Origin of the sequence: Micromonospora sp. NPDC048930 (assembly GCF_043197935.1) — a bacterium.
Lineage (GTDB): Bacteria > Actinomycetota > Actinomycetes > Mycobacteriales > Micromonosporaceae > Micromonospora.
Genome location: NZ_JBICUB010000003.1, coordinates 115,949 through 137,287 on the forward strand (window position 1 = coordinate 115,949; position 21,339 = coordinate 137,287).

15 protein-coding genes are annotated in these 21,339 nt (G+C 70.7%); 11 read left to right on the top strand and 4 right to left on the bottom strand.

Going from position 1 to position 21,339, the window contains the following annotated elements; all coding sequences use genetic code 11:
• The first annotated feature begins 130 nt into the window (after positions 1-130).
• The 3 genes from ACGFI9_RS09570 to ACGFI9_RS09580 all read left to right on the top strand — a co-directional run bounded on the left by ACGFI9_RS09570 (position 131) and on the right by ACGFI9_RS09580 (position 2,417).
• Positions 131-973, top strand: a complete 843-nt coding sequence (locus ACGFI9_RS09570; protein WP_393176893.1) for an SDR family NAD(P)-dependent oxidoreductase — start codon at positions 131-133, stop codon at positions 971-973.
• Between the two features lie 255 nt (positions 974-1,228).
• Positions 1,229-1,639 (top strand): VOC family protein, encoded by a 411-nt coding sequence (locus tag ACGFI9_RS09575; protein ID WP_393176896.1) that lies wholly within the window; start codon positions 1,229-1,231, stop codon positions 1,637-1,639.
• Between the two features lie 355 nt (positions 1,640-1,994).
• Positions 1,995-2,417: a TIGR03668 family PPOX class F420-dependent oxidoreductase gene (locus ACGFI9_RS09580; protein ID WP_393176899.1), complete on the top strand. Its 423-nt coding sequence runs from the start codon at positions 1,995-1,997 to the stop codon at positions 2,415-2,417.
• Positions 2,418-2,433: 16 nt separating this feature from the next.
• On the opposite strand, the gene ACGFI9_RS09585 is transcribed toward ACGFI9_RS09580, so the two are convergent.
• The 3 genes from ACGFI9_RS09585 to ACGFI9_RS09595 all read right to left on the bottom strand — a co-directional run bounded on the left by ACGFI9_RS09585 (position 2,434) and on the right by ACGFI9_RS09595 (position 6,770).
• Positions 2,434-3,345 carry a TIGR03619 family F420-dependent LLM class oxidoreductase gene (locus ACGFI9_RS09585; protein ID WP_393176901.1) on the bottom strand — a complete coding sequence of 304 codons (912 nt, stop codon included), beginning with the start codon at positions 3,343-3,345 and terminating at the stop codon, positions 2,434-2,436.
• 46 nt (positions 3,346-3,391) lie between these two features.
• Positions 3,392-4,600 (bottom strand): MFS transporter, encoded by a 1,209-nt coding sequence (locus tag ACGFI9_RS09590; RefSeq protein ID WP_393176903.1) that lies wholly within the window; start codon positions 4,598-4,600, stop codon positions 3,392-3,394.
• Between the two features lie 97 nt (positions 4,601-4,697).
• Positions 4,698-6,770 carry a beta-propeller domain-containing protein gene (locus ACGFI9_RS09595; protein ID WP_393176905.1) on the bottom strand — a complete coding sequence of 691 codons (2,073 nt, stop codon included), beginning with the start codon at positions 6,768-6,770 and terminating at the stop codon, positions 4,698-4,700.
• 240 nt (positions 6,771-7,010) lie between these two features.
• Between ACGFI9_RS09595 and ACGFI9_RS09600 the strand changes: the two genes are divergently transcribed.
• Both ACGFI9_RS09600 and ACGFI9_RS09605 read left to right on the top strand, forming a co-directional pair.
• Positions 7,011-7,271 carry a hypothetical protein gene (locus ACGFI9_RS09600; RefSeq protein ID WP_393176908.1) on the top strand — a complete coding sequence of 87 codons (261 nt, stop codon included), beginning with the start codon at positions 7,011-7,013 and terminating at the stop codon, positions 7,269-7,271.
• 118 nt (positions 7,272-7,389) lie between these two features.
• Positions 7,390-9,222 (top strand): AMP-dependent synthetase/ligase, encoded by a 1,833-nt coding sequence (locus tag ACGFI9_RS09605; RefSeq protein WP_393176910.1) that lies wholly within the window; start codon positions 7,390-7,392, stop codon positions 9,220-9,222.
• A gap of 92 nt (positions 9,223-9,314) precedes the next feature.
• On the opposite strand, the gene ACGFI9_RS09610 is transcribed toward ACGFI9_RS09605, so the two are convergent.
• Positions 9,315-10,187 (bottom strand): hypothetical protein, encoded by an 873-nt coding sequence (locus tag ACGFI9_RS09610; protein WP_393176912.1) that lies wholly within the window; start codon positions 10,185-10,187, stop codon positions 9,315-9,317.
• Positions 10,188-10,721: 534 nt separating this feature from the next.
• Here ACGFI9_RS09610 and ACGFI9_RS09615 point away from each other — a divergent pair.
• The 6 genes from ACGFI9_RS09615 (at position 10,722) to ACGFI9_RS09640 (ending at position 21,297) form a co-directional block, all read left to right on the top strand.
• Complete coding sequence (locus ACGFI9_RS09615; RefSeq protein ID WP_393176914.1) at positions 10,722-12,827, top strand: PQQ-dependent sugar dehydrogenase; 2,106 nt, start codon at positions 10,722-10,724, stop codon at positions 12,825-12,827.
• A gap of 14 nt (positions 12,828-12,841) precedes the next feature.
• Complete coding sequence (locus ACGFI9_RS09620) at positions 12,842-13,786, top strand: sugar phosphate isomerase/epimerase family protein (RefSeq protein ID WP_393176916.1); 945 nt, start codon at positions 12,842-12,844, stop codon at positions 13,784-13,786.
• A 308-nt stretch (positions 13,787-14,094) separates the two neighbouring features.
• Entirely contained in the window at positions 14,095-17,550 is a 3,456-nt protein-coding gene (locus ACGFI9_RS09625; RefSeq protein WP_393176919.1) for a ThuA domain-containing protein, read from the top strand.
• Between the two features lie 119 nt (positions 17,551-17,669).
• Entirely contained in the window at positions 17,670-18,860 is a 1,191-nt protein-coding gene (locus ACGFI9_RS09630; RefSeq protein WP_393176922.1) for a sugar phosphate isomerase/epimerase family protein, read from the top strand.
• A 227-nt stretch (positions 18,861-19,087) separates the two neighbouring features.
• On the top strand, positions 19,088-19,558 hold the full coding sequence (locus ACGFI9_RS09635; protein ID WP_393176925.1) for a hypothetical protein: 471 nt from the start codon (positions 19,088-19,090) through the stop codon (positions 19,556-19,558).
• A gap of 251 nt (positions 19,559-19,809) precedes the next feature.
• Positions 19,810-21,297, top strand: coding sequence for a purine-cytosine permease family protein (locus ACGFI9_RS09640; protein ID WP_393176928.1), 1,488 nt, complete (start codon positions 19,810-19,812; stop codon positions 21,295-21,297).
• The last annotated feature ends 42 nt before the right edge of the window (positions 21,298-21,339 follow it).

The window sequence follows — 21,339 nt, forward strand, 5'->3', positions numbered from 1 at the left end:
GGCGTGGCCAATTGGCCGGATGGCAGAGCCTTGCCCACCCGGTGTGGCACAGACCACCGACCACAGCTGTCACAAGGATCCGTAGCGCTGGCATCCCATGTCCGACAGAGACCAACGAAAGGAACGCACAATGAGCAAGATCTGGTTCGTCACCGGCTCCTCGCGCGGCCTGGGCCGCAATGTGGTCGAAGCCGCCCTGTCCCGCGGCGACAAGGTGGCCGCGACCGCCCGGAGCACCGCAAGCCTCGATGTGCTCGCCGCCACGTATGGCGACGCGGTGCTTCCGCTGAAGATGGACGTGACCGACAAGGCCGCGGTCTTCGCGAGCGTGAAGCGGGCCAAGGAGCACTTCGGCCGCCTCGACGTGATCGTGAACAACGCCGGGTACGCCCAGGTCGGCGCGATCGAGGAGCTGTCCGAGCAGGAGTTGCGCGACCAACTCGAGACCAACGTGTTCGGCGCGGTGTGGGTGATCCAGGCGGCGCTGCCGTACCTGCGCGAGCAGGGTTCGGGGCACTTCATCCAGTTGTCGTCGGTTGCCGGGCTCATCGCGATGCCGCTCGGCGCCGCGTACCACATCTCCAAATGGGGCGTCGAAGCGCTGAACGAGACCCTCGCCCACGAGGTCGCCGAGTTCGGCATCAAGGTGACCGTGATCGAACCCGCCGGCTTCGCCACCCGGAAGGGCAAGAACCCGGATCCGCTCGCCAACGGCCACATGGCCCAGACCAAGCCGGTTTACGACGGGCTGCGCCGCCGCCTCGCCGAGATGACGGGCAGCAAGCCCGCCGGCGACCCGGCCGCTGCGGCCCAGACGCTGCTGAAGATCGTCGACTCGGACAACCCGCCGCTGCGGGTGCTGTTCGGCCAGGGCTTCCACCAGATGATCGAGCAGGTTTACGCCGACCGGCTCAAGACCTGGGCCGACGGGCAGCACCTGTCGCTGGCCGCGCACGGAAACCTCGACCAGTAAGACCGGGGCCCGGCCAGATCAGGGATATCGCTGGCATCCCCCGACCACGATGCCGGTGGTGTCCCTGATCTGGCGCCACACCTGCCTGCGAGGCGACCGCCGCCACAGGCGATCTTCCGATCCCAGGCAGAGCGAGTCCCACCGTCGGTGACGGTCGACGGGCGAGAGAGGTTGCTCGTCCTTAGCACGCCTTTAGCGATCGCTCAGGGCCTGTCTCAAAGTCCGGCTCACTTGATCTTGTGGCAAGATCGCGGGATGCTACGACTAACCGACTTCATCATCGATTGCCCGGACACGATGAAGCTGGCAGCCTTCTACTCTGGGGTGACGGGGCTCCCGGTCAAGGAGGGCAGTAACGAGAACTGGGCCGGTATCAAGTTCGGCGAGATCGAACTGGCCTTCATCCAGGTGGAGGACTACCGCGCCCCGCAGTGGCCCGACAGCGAGCACCCCAAGCAGTTCCACCTCGACTTCGAAGTCGACGACATCGAGGCCGAACAGCGCCGCATCCTGGCCCTCGGCGCGACCCTGCAGCGGGACTGCGTCGGCCCCGACGGCTACGGCTTCCGCGTCTACGCCGACCCCATTGGCCACCCCTTCTGCCTCTGCCGCAACAAGGGTGTCGTTTGGACCGATCAGGGCCCCATCTGGCCCAAGCGCGACTAGGGCGTGCGTCGAAGTCGGCGCCAGGGCTTGAGCTGACTTGAGGATCTTCGCGTGTCGGAGATCGAAAATGGGCGTGGTCTCCGGTAGATGGCTCAGCGACCAAGCAGAACCTGAAACCGCAGACCTCGTGGACACCCTGGCGGTGACGAGGCGGTGTGACCTGACCGACGTGCAGTGGGCGGGGCTGGAGCCGTTGCTGCCGGCGCCGAAGCGGCCGGGTCGACCGTCGTTGTGGAGCAGGCGGCAGTTGCCCCGGACCGCCAGGACCGGGGCGCTGCGCCGCGCCCCGGCCACCACCGCGCGGGTTCGGTCGTCGTGGTCACGAGAGCGAGCGTGCGCTGTTACGGTCGGCGCTGTGCCCGCCGAGGAACTCCGGCAGCGTGTCGGGTCGGCCCGGGTGGCCCGGCTGGCCACGGTCGGGGCCGACGGCCGCCCGCACCTGGTGCCGGTCTGCTTCGTCCTGCTCGGCGACGTCGTCTACCACGCGGTCGACGAGAAGCCCAAGCGCCACCAGCGGCTGCGGCGGCTGGAGAACATCCGGGCGACGGGCCAGGCCTGCCTGCTGATCGACGAGTACGACGAGGACTGGTCGCGGCTGTGGTGGGTCCGCCTGGACGGGGACGGCTGGCTGGTCGAGGACCCGGCGGAGGAGGCCGCGGTCCGCGCGGCGCTGGCCGACAAGTACCCCCAGTACGCCCGGCGTCCACCAGCCGGGCCGGTGGTCGCGGTGCGGGTGACCCGCTGGTCGTCGTGGTCCGGGGCGGACCCGGCCGGGTGAGGGCCTGACGCGGGGGTCAGCGGGTCGGGGCGAGGGCTTCGAGCACCTCGTCGGCCCTGCGCAGCGACTCCGGCGCGTCCGCGCGGGGTGAGCCGATCTCCGGGTCGAAGTTGAGGTCGATGAACAGTTCGGTGATCCCGGCGTCGGCGAGCCGGCCCAGATCCGACCGGATCTGCTCCAGCGTGCCGGTCAGCGGCTCGCGTCCCGCCGGCGTCGTCGCACGTACGCGGACCGCGCCGCGGCACACGAACCGCAGGGAGCGGGGGTCGCGCCCGGCGTCCGCCGCGGCGGCCTTCACCGTCGCGACCGCCTCGCCGATGCCCGTCAGGTCCGCCTGGCTGCCGCTGACCCAGCCGTCGGCGAGCCGGCCCGCCCGGCGCAGCGCCGCGGGCGCCTGGCCGCCGAGCAGGATCGGCGGGTGTGGCCGCTGCACCGGCTTCGGCGCGAGACGCGTCGGCGGCACCTGGTAGAACTCGCCGCGATGCTCGGCGACGTCCTGCTCCCACAGGGCGCGCAGGACCGTGAGGAACTCCTCGGCCCGCTGGCCCCGCCGATGCTTGCTCACGCCCGTCGCCTGGTACTCCTCGTCCGCCCAGCCGAGCCCGAGCCCGACGTCGAGCCGGCCGCCGGAAAGAATGTCGAGGGTCGCGGCCTGCTTGGCCAGCACCACCGGCGAGATGAACGGCATGTTGAGCACCGCGACGCCGAGCCGGATCCGCGCGGTGTGCGCCGCCAGGAACGCCAGCGTGGTCAGCGGGTCGTGGACGCTGTGGTAGGTCTCGCTCCAGGCGAGGTCGGCGGGCACCAGCAGGCGCTGGAACGTCCACAGCGAGTGGTATCCGAGCTGCTCGCAGCGGCGGGCGACGTGGATCATGTGCTCCGGGGTGGCCCACGAGCCGGACACGGGCGGGGCGAATCCAACCTCCACCCCGGCACGGTACCCAGTCCGGCCCCCGTCGGGCACGACGATCCGCTCAAGCGGGGCGGGCGGGCCGGGTGGCCGGGCGAACGGTGGTGAGGAACAGGGCCAGGGCGACGGCCTGGATGCCGGCCACGGTGACGATCAGGACGGTGATCGAGTAGTCGTAGAGGGCGCCGGTGAGCAGCCCACCGACCAGGGTCGCCCCGCCCAGGCCGGCGGCGAAGATGCCGTAGGCGGTGCCCCGCCGGGCGGCCGGCACGATGTCGGCGATGGCCGCACGCATGGTGGACTCCTGGATGCCGAGCACGGCACCCCAGGCCAGGACCCCGGCGATCGCGGTCGCCGAGGTGGTGGTGAAGGTCGCCAGCGGGATCAGGGCGGTCAGCACGGGCACGGCGGCCAGCACCCGGAAGCCGGCCCGGTCGTACAGCCAGCCGGAGGCCAGCGCGGCGAAGGCGTCGACGCCCATCGCGGCGGCGTACACGACCGGGACCACCGCCGGCGGTACGACGTGCCGGGTGGCGAGGTGGAAGCTGAGCACGCCGAAGGTGGCGTAGCCGACCGTGGTCAACACCGTGAACGCCAGGTAGGTCCAGAACGACCGGGGCAGCCGGGCGTTCGCCGGCGCGGGCGCGGCGCCGGGGTGCGGGCGCGGTTCGAAGCGGTGCGGGTCGGGCACGCCGGCGCGCAGCCACAGCAGCAGGAGCAGCGCGGCCACGCCGGGGACCGCCAGGGCGAGGAACGCGGGCCGGTAGTGCTGCGCGGTGGCGGCCAGCACGGCGGCGACCAGCAACGGCCCGGCGACCCCGCCGGCCTGGTCGAGCGCCTCGTGGACCGCGAAACCCTTGCCCCGCCCGATGGCCGCGGCGGCGTAGGAGATCATCACGTCCCGGGCGGGGCCACGGATCGCCTTGCCGGCGCGCTCGGCGATGAACAGCGCCGCGGCCAGCCACAGCGCGGTGGTCAGCCCGAGGGCGGGTACGGAAACCACGGTCACCGCGTAGCCGATCAGCACGAGCGGCCAGTAGGCCCGGGTCCGGTCGGCGAGCGGCCCGGTGCCCAGCCGCCCGGCCAGGGCGAACGCCTCCCCGGCGCCGGTGACCAGGCCGACCAGGGTCGCCGACGCGCCGAGGGTGGCCAGGTAGGGGCCGATGACGGACCGGGCACCCTCGTAGACCACGTCCGACAGCAGGCTGACGGCACCGAACGCGGTCACGAACCGCCACGGCGTCCACCTGATCGTCGGCACGGCGACTCTCACCCCTGCAGTCTGGCCCACCGGCAAGCCGGTCGGGCGGGCTCCTCGCCGAGTCGGGCGTGTCCGGGGCGGCGGCCCGCCCCGGACACCACCCCGCGGATCACGCCGTGCGCAGCCAGCCGAGGGTTTTCATGGTGGCGAGGCTGGTCGCCTTGAGGCCGGCGTCGGAGACGGTCCAGAGCACTCCGTCGACCACCAGTGACCGGCGGATCGGCGCCAGGTCGTAGGGGCTCCCGTTGGCCTGCGTGTGCGAGACCGCGCCGACCTCGGTGAACCCGCCGTCGTCGACCCGCAGCGCCAGCGCCACGTTGCTGGGCCCGCCCGCGACACCACGGCGGTCCACCGCACCAGGGCTGCCCACGATGCTGGGGCCGTAGACGGTCAGGGGGACCACGACCAGGCGTTCGGCCGGCCAGTAGAGGAACGCGTGCGGGTCGAACTCCGCCTCGGACTGCCCCTTCTTGACGTGATACTGCGAGATCCGGGTCGGCTTGGCCGGATCAGAGACGTCGAAGAGCGACAGTTGGGTGCCCTGGACCCGGCCCCGGTCGGTGGCCTCCTGCCCGACGCCGAGCAGCCGGCCGTCACCGGCCGGGTGCAGGTACGCCGAATACCCGTTGATCTTCAGTTCGCCGCTCACCTTCGGAGCAGCCGGTTCGCGCAGATCGACGGTGTAGAGCGGGTCGGTCTGCCGGAAGGTGACGACGTACCCGGTGCCGCCGACGAACCGTACGGCGTGGATCCGTTCCCCCTTGCCCAGTCCGGTGATCTTGCCGACCCGGGTCAACGTCCGGCCGTCGGCGCGCAGCACGTACACGCTGGACATCGAGTCGGGCTTGGCGCCCCAGGTACGGCCGCTGGTGGTGGCCACCCGCAGGTGCCCGTCCCACTCCGACATGGCGTACTGGTTGATCAGCCAGCCCGGTACGGACGCGGAGGCGACGTAGCGCGGGGTGCCCGGACCCGAGGTGTCGAACTGGTAGATCTCGGTGGTCTCGTCCTTCGGATCGGGTGCGGCGTTGCGCGCGGTCAGCATCGGCAGCACCCGCCAGCGCTGGTCGTTGGCGACGTACAGCCGGGGTCCGGTGCTGTAGACGGTGTCGCCGTCGGCGAGCACGGTGACCGGGTCGCCGGCGCCGAGCACGGCCGCACCGAGGTCGAAGCTGAGCACGGTCACCAGTGACGCGCCGGAGTAGGTGGCCGGTCGGCTCACCCGGTCGCAGCCGACCTGACCGGTGCTGGTCCGCCCGCCGGCGGTGACCTCGTACCGGGGCAGCCAGTCGTCGAGGGTGGCGTGGTCGATGATCTCGCGGGCGGCGGCGGTGCGCTGCTCGTCGGTGGCCCGTTCCTGGTACGGGAAGGTCAGCCGGGGCGCGGAGCGGACCACGACGCGGACCGTGGCGCCCACCTGGCGGGCGTCCACCAGGTTGCCGTCGATCCGGTATTCGCCGATGGTCTTCGGCTGGCCGGAGAGGTCGACCATGATCAGCCGGGGGCCGGGGATGTCATCCGGCTTCGGCGCGCCCGGCGGGGCGAAGCGGCCGCCTCCCTCAGGAACGGCCGGCTTCACGACTGGGCCCCACCCCTCCCGGAGCAGCACCAGCGCCCGGTCACCCTGGAGCAGCAGGCTGCCTTCGGCACCGCCGAACCCACCGGGTGCCAGTTTCAGTTTCCCGGTCAGCCGGCGGGTGGCCGGGTCGATCACGTACAGCGCGCCTCGGCTGACGGTGACGATCCGCTTGCCGTCGGTCTTGACCAGGTCCGGTTCGTCGACACCGGCCTCGTGGGTGTTGGTGCCCGAATAGCCGGAGCCCTCAGCCCCGGGCGCCGCGGACAGCGGGACCTGCCCGTTGGCCCCGGACGCCGCATCCGCCCGCATCACCCCGGACTTTTCCGCCCAGCCGAAGGTACGGATGCCCCCGTTCGGCCCGAACCCCCAGGGCCCGACGGATGTCTTGGCAGCGGTCTTGAGCTGCTGCAGCGCCTCGGCGCAGGAGTCGAACGCGACCAGCCGGAACGCGCCGGCCGACACTGCCCGGTCATGTGGCGGGGGAACCGGTTCCGCCGTACATCCGGTGACCAGGGCCAGCCCGGCGACGAGGGCCAGGCCCGCGATTCGGGGGATGCCCGTGGTGGCCGTCCGGCCGGGTACGTGGACGCTGCTACCTGTCATGCGTCCTACGACGTGTCCGTCCCTCTGTGGGTTCCCAGCCCGGGCAGACACCGCGCTGCGTGGTTGACCCCGTCCGAGCCGGACCTGTCGGGAATGTCCCCCTCCCAGGAGGTGCCGCCGGCTGCGGTTGCCCGCCGGTACCGGCCACGGACGAGGGTCCCATGCCGGGCCGCAGCGTTTGCCCCCGTACGCCTCGGGCAATCGCGCGCCGGAGCACCGTCACACTGGAAGGAGCAGGCTATGAAGATCCACGACCCGGCCAGCCAGGCGATGCAGAAGGACTACGACGTCACCGACATCGAGCGCCTGATGGGCAAACGCGACTGGAAGAACTACGACGACGTCATCAACTGGCTGAAGAAGGAAGGTGACGAGGACCGGCGGTTCACCCCCGGCGAGGTCCAGCACATGATCGACGACTTCTCCCGGGCCCGGGACAAGGGGATCGACTTCGTGCACGAGCCGGAACAGCTCTACAAGAAGCTGAAGAGCAACCGATAGGGCGTCGCGGAGACGCTTCGGCGCGTCCGGGTCGCTCGGGAGAACCGGTGCGACCCGGCATGCCGTGCAGGAGACACGAGCAGAGACATCGCATCGACAGCCAGGGGGCGTACGGGGCATGCGGGGCAGCGTCGCGGTGGAACCGAAGGTGACCGGCGGCGAGTCGGTGGGGCTGGCCGATGTGGTGTGGGACAACGCGCGGCGGAAGCCGGACACGGTGCAGTTCCTGCGCCCGAACCCGGACGCCCGGTCGTGGCCCGCGCCGCCGCCCGGCGCCGACGCGGGCGCGGTGACCTGCCGGCAGTTCCGCGACGACGTGCTGACACTGGCGCGAGGACTCATCGCCGCAGGGGTCGAGCCGGGGACACGGGTCGGGCTGATGAGCCGCACCCGCTACGAGTGGACGCTGGTCGACTATGCGTTGTGGACGATCGGCGCGGTGACCGTTCCGGTGTACGACACCTCGAGTCCCGAGCAGCTGGCGTGGATTCTCGCCGACTCCGGCGCGGTGGCGTGCGTGGTGGAGACACCGGATCACGCCGCGATGGTCGCCGGCGTGCGGGACAGGCTGCCCGCGCTGGGTCAGGTGTGGCAGATCGACGCCGGCGACCTGATCCAGGTGGCCGACCGGGGCCGGACCGTCGACGACGCGCAGGTGGAGACCCGGCGCGGCGCGGTGTCGGGCGCAGACATGGCGACGATCGTCTACACCAGCGGGACGACCGGCCGACCGAAGGGCTGCGTGCTGACCCACCGCAACATCAGCCTCGACGTCGGCAACGCGGTCGCGGTGCTACCGGACATCTTCCAGGAGGGGGCATCGACGGTGCTCTTCCTGCCGTTGGCGCACGCGTTCGCCCGGATGATCCAGGTCGGGATGGTGCAGACCCGGGCGACGATGGTGCACAGCGCCAGCATGAGCGGCGTGATGCAACAGCTCCACCGGTACCGGCCGACGTTCGTCCTCGCGGTGCCACGGGTGTTCGAGCGGATGTACAACCGGGCGCGGCAGAAGGCCGCCGAGGACCACCAGGGTCGCCTCTTCGCCATCGCGGACCAGGTGGCGGTGCGGTACAGCCAGGCGCTGGACCGCCCGTCCGGTCCGGGCCTGATGCTCCGGCTGCTCCGGCGGGCCTTCGACCTGCTGGTCTACCGGAAGCTGCGAGCGGCGCTCGGCGGCCGGTGCCGGCTCGCGATCGTCGGCGGCGCCCCCCTGGGCGAGCGGCTCGGACACTTCTTCCGCGGGGCCGGCCTGACGGCGCTGGAAGGGTACGGGCTGACCGAGACCTCCCCGGCCCTGGCGGTGAACCGGCCCTCGGCCATGCGGATCGGCACGGTCGGCCGGCCACTACCCGGCGTGGAGTTGGCGATCGCCGACGACGGGGAGGTCCTCGCCCGCGGTGACGTCGTCTTCCAGGGCTACTGGCACAACGACTCCGCAACCCGCGAGGCGTTCACGCCCGACGGCTGGTTCCGCACCGGCGACCTCGGCAACCTCGACGACGACGGGTACCTGCGGATCACGGGACGCACCAAGGAGATCCTGGTGACCGCGGCCGGCAAACACATCGTGCCCGCACCGATGGAGGACCGGGTACGAGCGGACCCGCTCGTCAGCCAGTGCATGCTCGTCGGCGACGCCAAGCCGTACGCCGCCGCGCTGATCACCATCGACCCGCACGCGTGGCAGCGGTGGCGAAGCGCCCACGGTCATCCGCGCGCGTCGGTGGCGGACCTGCGCGACGACCCTGCCCTGCGCGGTGCGATCCAGACCGCGGTCGACCGCGCGAACCGGACGGTCTCGAAGGCGGAGGCGATCAAGACCTTCCGCATCCTGCCCGACGACTTCACCGAGGCCAACGGTGAGCTCACCCCGACCCTGAAGATCAAACGCGAGGTGGTGCAGCGCCGCCGCGCCGCCGACATCGATGCTCTCTACGCCGGCCATTAGGGCCCGCGTCAGGGTCTGCGATCGTGGTGGCCGGCCGCTCCGGCCAGCGGGGCGGCCGGCCTGAGCAGGAGCGGTGAGAGCGACCGCGGCCTTTACGGTCCGGCCTGCGCGGCACGGGATTCGGGTGGCGTCAACCCGACGCTCGCCGGAACGGATCCGAACAGCGCACCGCCGACGAGCATGGTCGCGTAGGCGAGGCCCTGGGACTGCACCGTGATGTGATCCCCGTAGGGTTCGCTGGGCCACGCCGTGAAGTAGGAGAGCGAGACGAGGAACGCGCCCAGCACCCCGCTGATCAGCACCGCGGACCGACTCGCGGCCCGGCTTCTGGCGGCGAAGGCCGACGCTGCTCCGATCAGCATCCACAGCGCGGCCGGCAGCGGGAACCAGCCGCCCAGGTGTGCCATGTGCTGGGTGCGGAACTGGTCGGTGGGGAGGCCGAGTGGTGGTACCGCGACGGCGAGGTGCGTGCTCGCCGCGGCGAGGGCCCAGATTCCGGCGGCCGTGACCAGGAGGCCGGCGGTGACCGGCCGTCGGTCGGGCAGGCGGATGGCGGTGGCGGTCACCGCGCCCAGTGCGAGCCCAATGGCCAGGGCGACGGTCACGGAGTTCGCCGGCCCGCCGATCGCGAGCGAGACGTCGTGGGCGTCGGCCGCCAGGCGGCGCAGGTAGGGCGCCGAGGACAGGCCGGCCGCAGCGACCAGCATGACGAGGCCGAGTCGCGCCGGCGTACCAGACAGCAGGCGTGACGCGACGAGCCCGCCCAGCGTCGAGGTGATCGCCGCCAGTCCGGTGACGGTGGCCATCAGCGTCAACCACTCGCCGTCTGCGCCTGCGGCGAAGCTCCGGTCGAACGGCAGGAGCCCAATCCTCGACGCGGCGATGAGCTGCGCCAGGAGGACAACGGCCGCGCCGGTCGGCGCGAGGGTCCAGACGAAGGCATGGGATTTCCCGCTGACCGGCATGTGGCGGATCCTAGCCGCCCCCGGCATTCCGTTCCGCCCTCTGGGCAGGCCGATGCCGAGCCTTGTCGAGCCTTCTACCGTCGAGCATCCGCGACGTGCCGTTGACCGGCGCGGAAGCTTACCCACTCCGACCATCGCCGCAACCCGACGGGAAACTTTCGTTCACGGCGAAGGAAAGTTCGGTCAGTCCAGATGAAAGCTATAGACATGTCGACATGTCTTTTGTAGCGTCGGTCACATGGATGGTGTCACGTCGTGGTTGAGCCGCCGTGTCCGCGGCCCCTCGGCGCGGGCACCCCACGACGGTCGGCAGCGCGCCGGCACCTGACCTGACACCTGTCCCCTACCCCCGTCCTCCGCCCGTTCGCGGACACGCTGCGACGCCACCGGCAACAAGTCGGATGCCGCCGCGGTAGCGGCATGCCGCGCGACGGGCGGCTCAACCCTGCCCACGTATCCGTTCCGTCCACGAAGGAGCAGTTGGCCGCTCCCCCTCGACCTGCCCCGACCAGCCCCCAGCACAAGGAGAGGCAGATGAAGAGACCACTCGCGCTCGCCGTAGCGGGTCTGACGACCGCGGCGCTCGTCGCCACCCCCACCGTCTCGCAGGCCGCGCCGACCAGTCCGCCGCCGGAGAGCGACTTCCAGAAGGTGACCCTGAACGACCACCCGGGCGAGCCGATGGACCTCGCGGTGCTGCCCGACAACCGGGTGCTGCACGTGACCCGGGCGGGTGAGGTGTGGCTGCACGACCCGGACAGCGGGCGCAACACGATCGCCGCGACCCTGGACGTCTACCGGCACGACGAGGAGGGCCTGCAGAACGTCGCGATCGATCCGGACTTCGGCAAGGCCGGCAACAACTGGGTCTACCTGTACTACTCGCCGCCGATGAACACCCCGGTCGACGACCCGTCCACCCCGAACGTCAACGAGGGCGACGCACCGGCCTGGGGCACCGCCGCGGACTTCGCGAAGTTCAAGGGCGGCATCCGGCTCTCCCGGTTCCGGCTGGTCAAGGACAAGCTGGACCTGTCCACCGAGCAGCAGATCATCGACGTGCCGGTCGACCGGGGCATCTGCTGCCACGTCGGCGGGGACATCGTCTTCGACGCCCAGGGCAACCTGTACCTGTCCACCGGTGACGACACCAACCCGTTCGAGTCCGGCGGCTACGCGCCGATCGACGAGCGCCCGGGCCGGAACCCGGCGTACGACGCGCAGCGCACCGCGGCCAACACGAACGACCTGCGCGGCAAGATCCTGCGCATCAAGGTCGGCGAGAACGGCGGCTACCGCATCCCGGACGGCAACCTCTTCCCCGAGGGCACGGCCGGCACCCGGCCCGAGATCTACCTGATGGGCCTGCGCAACCCGTTCCGGATCGAGCTGAACCGCCAGACCGGCGACCTGTACGTCGGCGACTACTCGCCGGACGCGGGCCAGGCCGTTCCGTCGCGCGGGCCGGCCGGGCACGGCAAGTGGCTCGCCGCCCGCAAGGCCGGCAACTACGGGTGGCCGTACTGCGCCACCGCGCAACTGCCGTACGTGGACTACGACTTCGCCACCGGCCAGTCGGGGGCGCCGTTCAACTGCGCCGCGCCGGTCAACGAGTCGCCGCACAACACCGGTCTGCGGAACCTGCCCCCGGTGCAGCAACCGCAGGTCTGGTACGGCTACGGCCCCTCGGCGCAGTTCCCTGAGCTGGGCACCGGCGGTATCGGTCCGATGGCGGGGCCGGCGTACCAGTTCGTCCGCCCGACGACGAAGGGCCGCGCGCCGGTGGCGTGGCCGGCGTACTACGACGGCATGCCGCTGTTCCACGAGTGGACCCGCGACTACGTGAAGGGCTTCCGGCTGGGCGCCGGCGGCGAGCTGACCGGGATCGAGCCGGTGCTGCCCTCGTTCACCTTCGACAACCCGATGGACCTGGAGTTTGGCCCGGACGGCGCGCTCTACGTGCTCGAATACGGCGACGGGTACTTCAGCGAGAACCCGGACGCGCAGCTGGCCCGGATCGACTACACCGGCTGGAGCGGTAACCACACCCCGGTGCCGCAGGTCTCGGCCACGCCCACCAACGGGGTCACCCCGCTGACCGTCACGTTCTCCAGCGAGGGCACCACCGACTACGACGGCGACCGGCTGGCGTACGCGTGGGACTTCGACAACGACGGCAAGGTCGACTCGCGCGCGCCGAACCCGACGTTCACCTACCGGAAGAACGGCCTCTACCACGCCACGCTCAACGTGAGCGACCCCGGCGGGCTGTCCGCCTCCGCCTCCGCGCGGATCGTCGTCGGCAACGCCGCCCCCGTGGTGGAGCTGGTCAAGCCGGTCGACGGCCAGCCCTTCGCGTTCGGCGACACCGTGCAGTTCGAGGTGCGGGTCACCGACGACCAGCCGGTGGACTGCTCCCGGGTCAGCGTCACCTACGTCCTCGGCCACGACCAACACGGACACCCGCAGACCACCGCCAGCGGCTGCACCGGCTCGATCCAGACGACGGTGCCCTCCGGCCACGACCCGGAGCACGACAACCTCACCGCCGTGTTCGTCGCGTCGTACACCGACCCCGGCGGTGACGGCCTGCCGTCCCTGACCGGCACCGACCAGGTCGTCCTGGTCCCCACCGCCTGACCCAAGGAGAAACCATGTGTTACGGATACGACGGGATGGCCGCGCTGCGGCACTCCGTTGACCGACGCAGCCTGCTGCGCGGCTCCCTGGCCGCCCTCGCCGGCCTCGGGCTCGCCTCGTCCGCGATCGGCGCGACGCCCGCGGCGGCCACCACCCACAGCACCGGCCGGCACCAGGTACCGCCGGGCCTGATCAGCATCCAGCTGTGGACGGTCCGCGACGCCCTGTGGGGCGCGCCCGGGTACGACGCCACCCTCACCCACCTGGCCCGGATCGGGTACCCGCGCGTGGAGCTGGCGCTCGGCTACTTCGGTCGCACCGCCGCCCAGCTGCGCCAGTTCCTCGACGGCATCGGCATCCGGGCCAGCTCCAGCCACGACGGGATCAGCGGCAGCGCCGCCGAGCTGGAGCAGAAGATCCAGAACGCGGTCACCCTGGGCCAGCAGTTCATGGTGGTGCCGTACCTGTACTCCGAGAGCGCGGACGAATGGAAGCGTTGGGCGGAGCAGATGAACGTCGAGGCAGCCGCGGCGCAGGCGGCCGGCCTGCGGTACGGCTACCACAACCACGCCCACGAGTTCACCATCGACCTCGGCGGCGGTAAGCGCCCCTGGGACGTGCTGACCGCGGAACTCGACCCCGGGCTCGTGCACCTGGAGGTCGACCTCTACTGGGCGGTCACCGGCGGCATCAACTCCGGTGACGGCGTCGCGGACCCCGAGGGCTTCACGCTGGACGTGATCCGCTCCGCGCCGCAGCGGGTCCTGCAGTTCCACGTCAAGGACCGGGACGCGGCCACCGGCGACATGGCCGACCTGGGCACCGGGATGATCGATTTCGCCCGGATCTTCCGGGAGCACTCGGTGCTGGAGTACATCGTCGAGAACGACACCCCGGACGTGACGCCGCAGCAGACGGCCGAGGTCGGCTACCGCTACCTGCGCAAGCTCCGCTTCTGAGAGGAGTGCTGACGGACACCAGGGCCGGCGTCCGACCGGTGGGCGCCCCCACCCCGCTCGTGACGACCGGAAAGAATTGCCGGCCCTGGTGACCCGCCGCCATTTATTGTCGATATTCATCTGACCACCGATAACCACTCACTCCACTGGAGGCAGTGGTTATCGGCATGCCAGAAAACGGCAGGCGGAGCCATTGCCAGCGGAAATACGGAACACGCGGGAATATTGACCGGCCGAAATGGATCTCGTAGGGTGCAGGGAACGTGGAAAGCGCTTTCTTACCACCGTCCCCACCAAGGAGCGCGTGAATGAGACGCCATCGCACGCTACTCTTCTCCCTGCTCACCGCCATCGCCCTGGTGTTCACCGGCACGCCGATCAACGCCGCGAACGCATCGACCACCGACACCGATTTCCGGGTGCTGGTCTTCTCCAAAGTCACGAACTTCTACCACGACTCCATCCCCGCCGGCATCGCCGCCATCCGGCAACTCGGCGACCAGTACGGGTTCGCCGTCGAAGCGACCACCGACGCGGCCGCGTTCACCGACGCCAACCTCGCCCGATTCGACGCCCTCGTGTTCAACAACACGAACTCGACCCCGGCCTCCGGCGACCTGCTCAACGCCGACCAGCGGGCCGCGCTCCAGCGGTTCATCCGCGGCGGTGGCGGCTGGGTCGGCCTGCACGCCGCCTCCGCCAGCGAGCGGGACTGGTCGTGGTACGAGGGACTGGTCGGGGCCATCTTCGACACCCACCCGGACTTCTCCGCCACCGGCGGCACGTTCCCGGGCCGGATCAAGGTCCTCGACCACGCCCACCCCTCCACCAAGGGCCTGCCGGAACTCTGGGAGCGCAGCGAGGAGTGGTACAACTGGCGGGCCAACCCCACGGGCAAGGTCCACACCCTGGCCCAGATCAAGGTACGCGACGGCATCCCCGGGCTGAACGAGGGCGTCGACCACCCGTACTCGTGGTGCCAGAACTACGACGGCGGCCGCTCCTGGTTCACCGCCGGCGGGCACAGCTCCTCGTCCTTCCAGGAGCCGGCCTTCCTCCAACACCTGCTCGGCGGCATCACCTGGGCGGCGGGCGCCGCGCCCGGCGACTGCGGCGCCACCCGGACCACCAACTTCGAGCGGATCCCCCTGGTCAACCAGAACCTCTCCGACCCGTTCGAACTGGCCGTGGCACCGGACCGCCGGGTCTTCTACATCGAGCGCACCGGCGCGCTGAAGGTCGTCAACCAGGACACCCTCGCCGTCACCACCCTCCTGGACTTCGCCTACACGCCGGAGCAGACCAGCCAGTCCGACGGCCTGCTCGGCATGACGCTGGACCGGCACTTCGCCACCAACAACTGGATCTACCTGCTCTGGTCCGACCGGGTGGAGAAGCAGCTGAACCTGTCCCGGTTCACCGTCGACGGCGACACCGTCAGCCTCGACTCGGAGAAGCGCCTCCTCACGATCCCCACCTGGCGCGGTGAGGCCCGGGCCAACTCGCACATGGGCGGCTCGGTGACGATGGACAAGCAGGGCAACCTGTACGCCGCCATCGGCGACAACACCGACCCGTTCGAGTCCAGCGGCTTCGCCCCCATCGACGAGCGGGCCGGCCGGCGGGCGTACGACGCGCAGGGCACCGCCGGCAACACCAACGACCTGCGCGGCAAGGTCCTGCGGATAAAGCCCCTGGCCAACGGCACGTACGACATCCCGGACGGCAACCTGTTCGCCCCCGGCACGCCGAAGACCAGGCCGGAGATCTACGCGATGGGTCTGCGGAACCCGTTCCGCATCACCGTCGACTCGAAGACCAACGCCCTGCTGGTGGCCGACTACGGCCCCGACGCCCGGTCGGCCAACCCGAACCGGGGACCGGAAGGGACCGTCGAGTTCAACCGCATCACCAGCGCCGGCAACTACGGCTGGCCCTACTGCATCGGCAACAACACCCCGTTCAACGACTACGACTTCGCCACCGCCACCTCCGGACCGAAGTTCGACTGCGCCGCACCGGTCAACGACTCCCCCAACAACACCGGCCTGACCGACCTCCCCGCCGCCAGGCCGGCGCTGGTCTGGTACGCCTACTCCGCCTCCCCGCAGTTCCCCGAGCTCGGCACGGGCGGCGGCGGCCCGATGAGCGGGCCCGTCTACGACTACGACCCGTCCAACAAGCGCCTCACCAAGTTCCCGCAGTACTTCGACGGCAAGTGGATCGTCTACGAGCTGACCCGGCGGTGGTTCAAGACGCTGTCGATCCACCAGACCGCCCAGACCTTCACCGACCCCCGCTTCGGCGCCACCAACGTCGGTGACCTGCAGTCCATCAACGGGATCTTCGGCAACATGTCGTGGATCCAGCCGTTCGAGGCGGAGTTCGGGCCGGACGGCTCCCTCTACGTCATCGACTTCGGCGAGGGCAGCGGAAGCGGCCGCGGCGGCAGCAACGAGGGCGCCGGCATCTACCGCATCGACTACGTCGCCAACAGCCGCCCACCGGTGGCCAAGCTGACCGTCGACAAGGACAGCGGACCGGCGCCACTGACCGTCGCCTTCTCCAGCGCCGGCTCCACCGGCCCGGACGGCACCGCCATCGCGTACGCCTGGGACTTCGACGGCGACGGCAGCGTCGACTCCACCGCCGCCAACCCCACCCACACGTACGAGACACCGGGTCGCTACACCGCGCGGCTCACCGTCACCGCCACCAACAAGCAGACCGCCGTCGCCGTACAGGAGATCACCGCCGGCAACACCCGCCCGACGGTGACCCTCAGCGTCCCCGACGGGGCCTTCTTCGACTTCGGTGACCGCATCCCCTACACGGTGACCGTCACCGACCCGGAGGAGAACAGCATCGACTGCTCGAAGGTGGTCGTGCAGACCCAGCTCGGCCACGACTCACACACCCACCCGCTGGACAACTACATCGGCTGCACCGGAGTCGCGGTCACCGAGAGCAACGGCGGCGACGGGCACGGCCCGGGCCAGAACCTCTACACCGTGCTCACCGCCCAGTACACCGACGGCGGGGCGGCCGGAGCACCGCCGCTGGTCGGCTCCACCAAGGCGGAACTGCAGACCAAGAGCAAGGAGGCCGAGCACTTCGACGGCCAGAGCGGCATCCAGGTGCTTGACCGGGCCACCGCCAGCGCCGGCAAGCGCATCGGCGACATCGACAACGGTGAGTGGATCAACTTCGGGCCGGTCAACCTCCGCAACATCGACTCGGTCACCTTCGGAGTCGCCTCCGGCAGCACCGGCGGCGACATCGAGATCAGGGCCGACTCCCCCACCGGCCAACTCCTCGGCCGGGCCACCATCGGCAGCACCGGCGGCTGGGACAACCTCGTCTCACCCACCGTCGAACTGACCGACCCGGGCCGCACGATCACGCTCTACCTGGTCTTCGTCAACCCCAACCAGACGGGCGGCACCCCCGACCTGATGGCGCTGGACTGGCTGCGCTTCAACGGCGCCGGGGTACGCGAACAGACCGACGCCACCGTTTCGGCCTCGGCCACGCCCACCACCGGCACCGCGCCGCTGGCGGTCGCCTTCACCGGGACCGCCACGCCGGCGGCCGGACGCACCATCACCGACTACGCGTGGGACTTCGGCGACAACTCGGCCGCCGCGCACGGGGCGTCGACCAGCCACACGTACGCCCGCCGAGGCACGTACACGGCGCGACTGACCGTCACCGACAGCCTCGGGGCGACGACGTCCTCGCTCGTGGTCGTGACGGTGAGCTGAGCGTCACGGGTGGTGGCGGGGCGATGTCCCGCCACCACCGACCCGGCACGGCCCAACGGCCTCCAACAGCCGCCGTCCCTGGCGCTGCGGCCCACCCCTTCGATTTCCGGGAGACAACGATGAACTCCAGCTTCCCCCGCCCGTCCCACCATCGGCCCCGAGCCCGTCACCTGCTCGCCGTGTCGCTCGCCGCGACACTCCTGCCGCTCACCGCGGCTCCGGCGTCGGCCGCCGAACCCGAGACGCCCGCCGCGGAACAGGCGGCCGCCGACCTCTGCCCGTGGGGCTACACCACCTCGTCCACGGTCTTCTTCGGCCGTGCCGGCGCCGACTCGGGCGTACCCAACCGCGACCTCGGCGACGGGTGCACCATCCTGGACGCCGTCTGGGCACAGGCGCCTTTCGCCGACCACGGCAGCTTCGTGAGCACCGTCAGCGGGCTGGCCAACACGCTCCGGCAGGACGACGTCCTCACACCCGAGGAGAGCGCGAGCATCGTACGAGCGGCGGCCGACTCCGACATCGGCACACCGCAGCCGGCATCGGGGACCCGCGCCCTGCCCGACGACCGGATCGGCCTCGTCCTCTACACGGTGCGGGCCACCATGCCGACCGCGCCCGAAGCCACCCTGGCCTCGCTCGCCGCCTGCGGCTACCGCAACGCGGAACCCTCCGGCGGGGTGAACAACTTCTACGGCAGGACGGCCACCGCGCTGGCGCCCCTGGTGGCCGACGCCGGACTCTCCGTTCCCTCCATCGGGATCGGCCTCGGCGACCTCCAGAACAACCTCGACGGCGTCATCGCCAACGCCAGGGCGTTCGGCGCGAAGTACGTCCGCATCTCCGGATCGGGCTCCTGGACCCTCGCCGACTACTCCAGGGTGGCGGCGACCCTCAACACCGTCGGCGCCACGCTGAAGCAGGCGGGTATCACCGTCGCGTACCACAACCACGGCTTCGAGTTCACCGCCCAGAACGGCGTACGCGGCTACGACGTGCTGGTCCGCGAGACCGACCCGAACCTGGTGGCGATGGAACTCGACCTCTACTGGGCGGTCAACGGCGGCGCCGACCCGGTCGAGCTGATCAAGCAGTACCCGGGCCGGTTCTCGCTGTTCCACGTCAAGGACATGGCCGCCGACGGCTCCTTCGCCGACGTGGGCGAGGGCACCATCGACTTCGCCCGCATCTTCGCCCACAGCGAGATGGCCGGCGTCGACTACTACCTGACCGAAAACGACAACCCGCGCCCGAACGGCGTCTCGTCGGCCTGCGACAGCTACGCCAACCTCCGCGCCCTGCGCTACTGACATCTCCCACGGATGCGCCCGCTCCGGCAGACCAGTTGTGTCGGCCGGAGCGGGCGATCAACGGCATCAACATGATCATGGAGCAGCAACGCAAGGGCCGGCACCGCGACCTGTGCTGACCGGTATCGAACCGTCCGTCGGGTACGAGTAGGGTGCCGTTGATCATCCGACCTGGATTGGGGCGGCGGACACTTTGTGGCCTTCGCGCCGGAGTTTTGGAGGACTGTGTGCGCACACTGGCACGACGACTGTCGACCTCGGTGCTCGCGGTAGCTGTTGCTGTGGCGACGTTCGGGTCGCCGGCCCGCGCCGCGACGAACCCGTACACCCCGGCGCAAGCCTGCAGCACCGACTTCGGTGGCTCGTGGACCCAGGTCTCCGACGGCCACCGGTCGATCATCGCCGACGACGGCGTCCAGCTGGGCGACGTCTACCTGATGTACAACAGCGGGACCGGGTACAACTGCGTCACCATGATCAAGACGCGGTCCGTCGGAACGGCAACCAGCATCAGGGCCAGCATCAAGGTCGACGTGGAAGGCACCTTGCGGGAATGGCAGTCGGACTCGGGGTCCTACAAGTACTACGCCGCGATCCAACGCTATGGACGGGGCATGTGCATCCAGTACTGGGGAAGTGCCCTGTACGGCGGGTACTGGCAGGGCAACGGTAGGGACACCTGGGGGAACTGCATCTGACGCGCCGTGGGTTGCGGGTACGCGGCCACAGCCGCGTACCCACCCGGTAGAACCCGGCATTCGCCCGCTCCGGCCGACGCACCTGGTCCTCGGCCGCAGCGGGCGAATCCGTCTCTCCGCCACCCGCGACGGGGCGAGCGGCGTTCATCACCGGACCGACGTGGTCCTTGATCCGCCAGGCCCGCCAGCCGGACACTGGTCATGGCCCGCACCAGTCGCCGTCGCCACCCGCCCGCAGAGCAGGGGAAGCCATGACCACAGAGTTCCGGCCAACGGGGAATCAACCGTCGAAGCCCGACGCCGCCGGGCCGGCCGGCCTGCCGGTCGAGCTCAACGGCATCAACGTGATCGCGGAGGAGGAACGCAAAGGCCGACCCCGCGACCTGTTCTGGCCATGGTGCGCCGCGAACATCGCCGTCCTGGGCATCAGCTACGGCTCCTTCTTCCTCGGCTTCGGCGTCTCCTTCTGGCAGGCGACGATCGCCGGGGTGCTCGGGACCGTCGTCTCGTTCTTGCTCGTGGGCTTCGTGTCGCTGGCCGGCAAGCGCGGCTCGGCGCCCACGATGATCCTCAGCCGGGCCCCGTTCGGCGTACGCGGCAACGCCCTGCCGGCGGCCATCAGCTACGTCCTGCTCGTCGGCTGGGAGACCGTGCTCTGCGCCCTCGCCACGCTGGCCACGGCGACCGTCTTCGACCGGCTCGGCTGGGGCAGCGGCAACACCACGAAGGTCGTCGCGTTCCTCGTCGTCGCCCTGGTCGTCGTGCTCGCCGGGGTCCTCGGCTTCGACGCCATCATGCGCCTGCAGGGCATCATCACCATCGCCACCGCGGTCCTGACCGTCGGCTACCTCGCGCTGACCGCCGATCACATCTCCTGGGCCAGCGTGTCGTCGGTGCCGAGCGGGTCCGTCGAGGCGTTCATCGGCACCCTCATCTTCGCGATGACCGGCTTCGGCCTCGGCTGGGTCAACTCCGGCGCCGACTACGCCCGCTACCTGCCGCGCGGCGCGTCGAGCCGCGGTGTGGTCGGCTGGACCACGTTCGGCGCGAGCGTGGCGCCCGTGGTCCTGGTGGTCTACGGCCTGCTGCTCGCCACCTCCGACGAGCAGCTCAGCGGCGCGATCGCCGCCGACCCCATCGGCGCCCTGACGGCGCTCGTCCCGACCTGGTACCTCGTACCGTTCGCGCTCGTCGCCATCCTCGGCCTCATCGGCGGCGCGGTCCTGGACATCTACTCGTCGGGCCTGGCGCTGCTCACCCTCGGGCTGCGTGCGCCGAGGTGGGTGGCGGCGGGCATCGACGGCGTCCTGATGATCCTCGGCACCATCTACATCGTCTGGATCGCCAGCAGCTTCATCGGCCCCTTCCAGGGCTTCCTCATCACCCTCGGCGTGCCGATCGCCGGCTGGTGCGGCGTGTTCCTCGCGGACCTCGCCCTGCGCCGGCAGGCGTACGCCGAAGCGGACCTCTACCGGCCCGACGGCCGATACGGCTCGATCGGCGCCGCAGCGGTCGGGCTCGTCGTCGCCGGCACCGCCGTCGGTTGGGGCCTGGTGACCAACAGCCTGGCCTCGTGGCTGTCCTGGCAGGGCTACCTGCTCTCGGCCACGGGCCTCGGCGGCCGGACCGGCGGCTGGGCGTACGCGAACCTCGGGGTGGCGGCTTCCTTCGCCATCGGCTTCCTCGGCTACCTGCTGCTCGGCCGGCGCCGCGTCCGCGACCAGGAACGCACCGCGTGATCCGGGCAGTCCCGGCATAATGCCAGGTGTCCCTGGGACCTG

Coding starts and splice junctions, on each gene's coding strand:
- ACGFI9_RS09570 (WP_393176893.1), top strand. CDS start 131: ATGAGCAAGATCTGGTTCGTCACCGGCTCCTCGCGCGGCCTGGGCCGC.
- ACGFI9_RS09615 (WP_393176914.1), top strand. CDS start 10,722: ATGAAGAGACCACTCGCGCTCGCCGTAGCGGGTCTGACGACCGCGGCG.
- ACGFI9_RS09640 (WP_393176928.1), top strand. CDS start 19,810: ATGACCACAGAGTTCCGGCCAACGGGGAATCAACCGTCGAAGCCCGAC.
- ACGFI9_RS09600 (WP_393176908.1), top strand. CDS start 7,011: ATGAAGATCCACGACCCGGCCAGCCAGGCGATGCAGAAGGACTACGAC.
- ACGFI9_RS09605 (WP_393176910.1), top strand. CDS start 7,390: ATGCGGGGCAGCGTCGCGGTGGAACCGAAGGTGACCGGCGGCGAGTCG.
- ACGFI9_RS09620 (WP_393176916.1), top strand. CDS start 12,842: ATGTGTTACGGATACGACGGGATGGCCGCGCTGCGGCACTCCGTTGAC.
- ACGFI9_RS09630 (WP_393176922.1), top strand. CDS start 17,670: ATGAACTCCAGCTTCCCCCGCCCGTCCCACCATCGGCCCCGAGCCCGT.
- ACGFI9_RS09575 (WP_393176896.1), top strand. CDS start 1,229: ATGCTACGACTAACCGACTTCATCATCGATTGCCCGGACACGATGAAG.
- ACGFI9_RS09595 (WP_393176905.1), bottom strand. CDS start 6,770: ATGACAGGTAGCAGCGTCCACGTACCCGGCCGGACGGCCACCACGGGC.
- ACGFI9_RS09625 (WP_393176919.1), top strand. CDS start 14,095: ATGAGACGCCATCGCACGCTACTCTTCTCCCTGCTCACCGCCATCGCC.
- ACGFI9_RS09610 (WP_393176912.1), bottom strand. CDS start 10,187: ATGCCGGTCAGCGGGAAATCCCATGCCTTCGTCTGGACCCTCGCGCCG.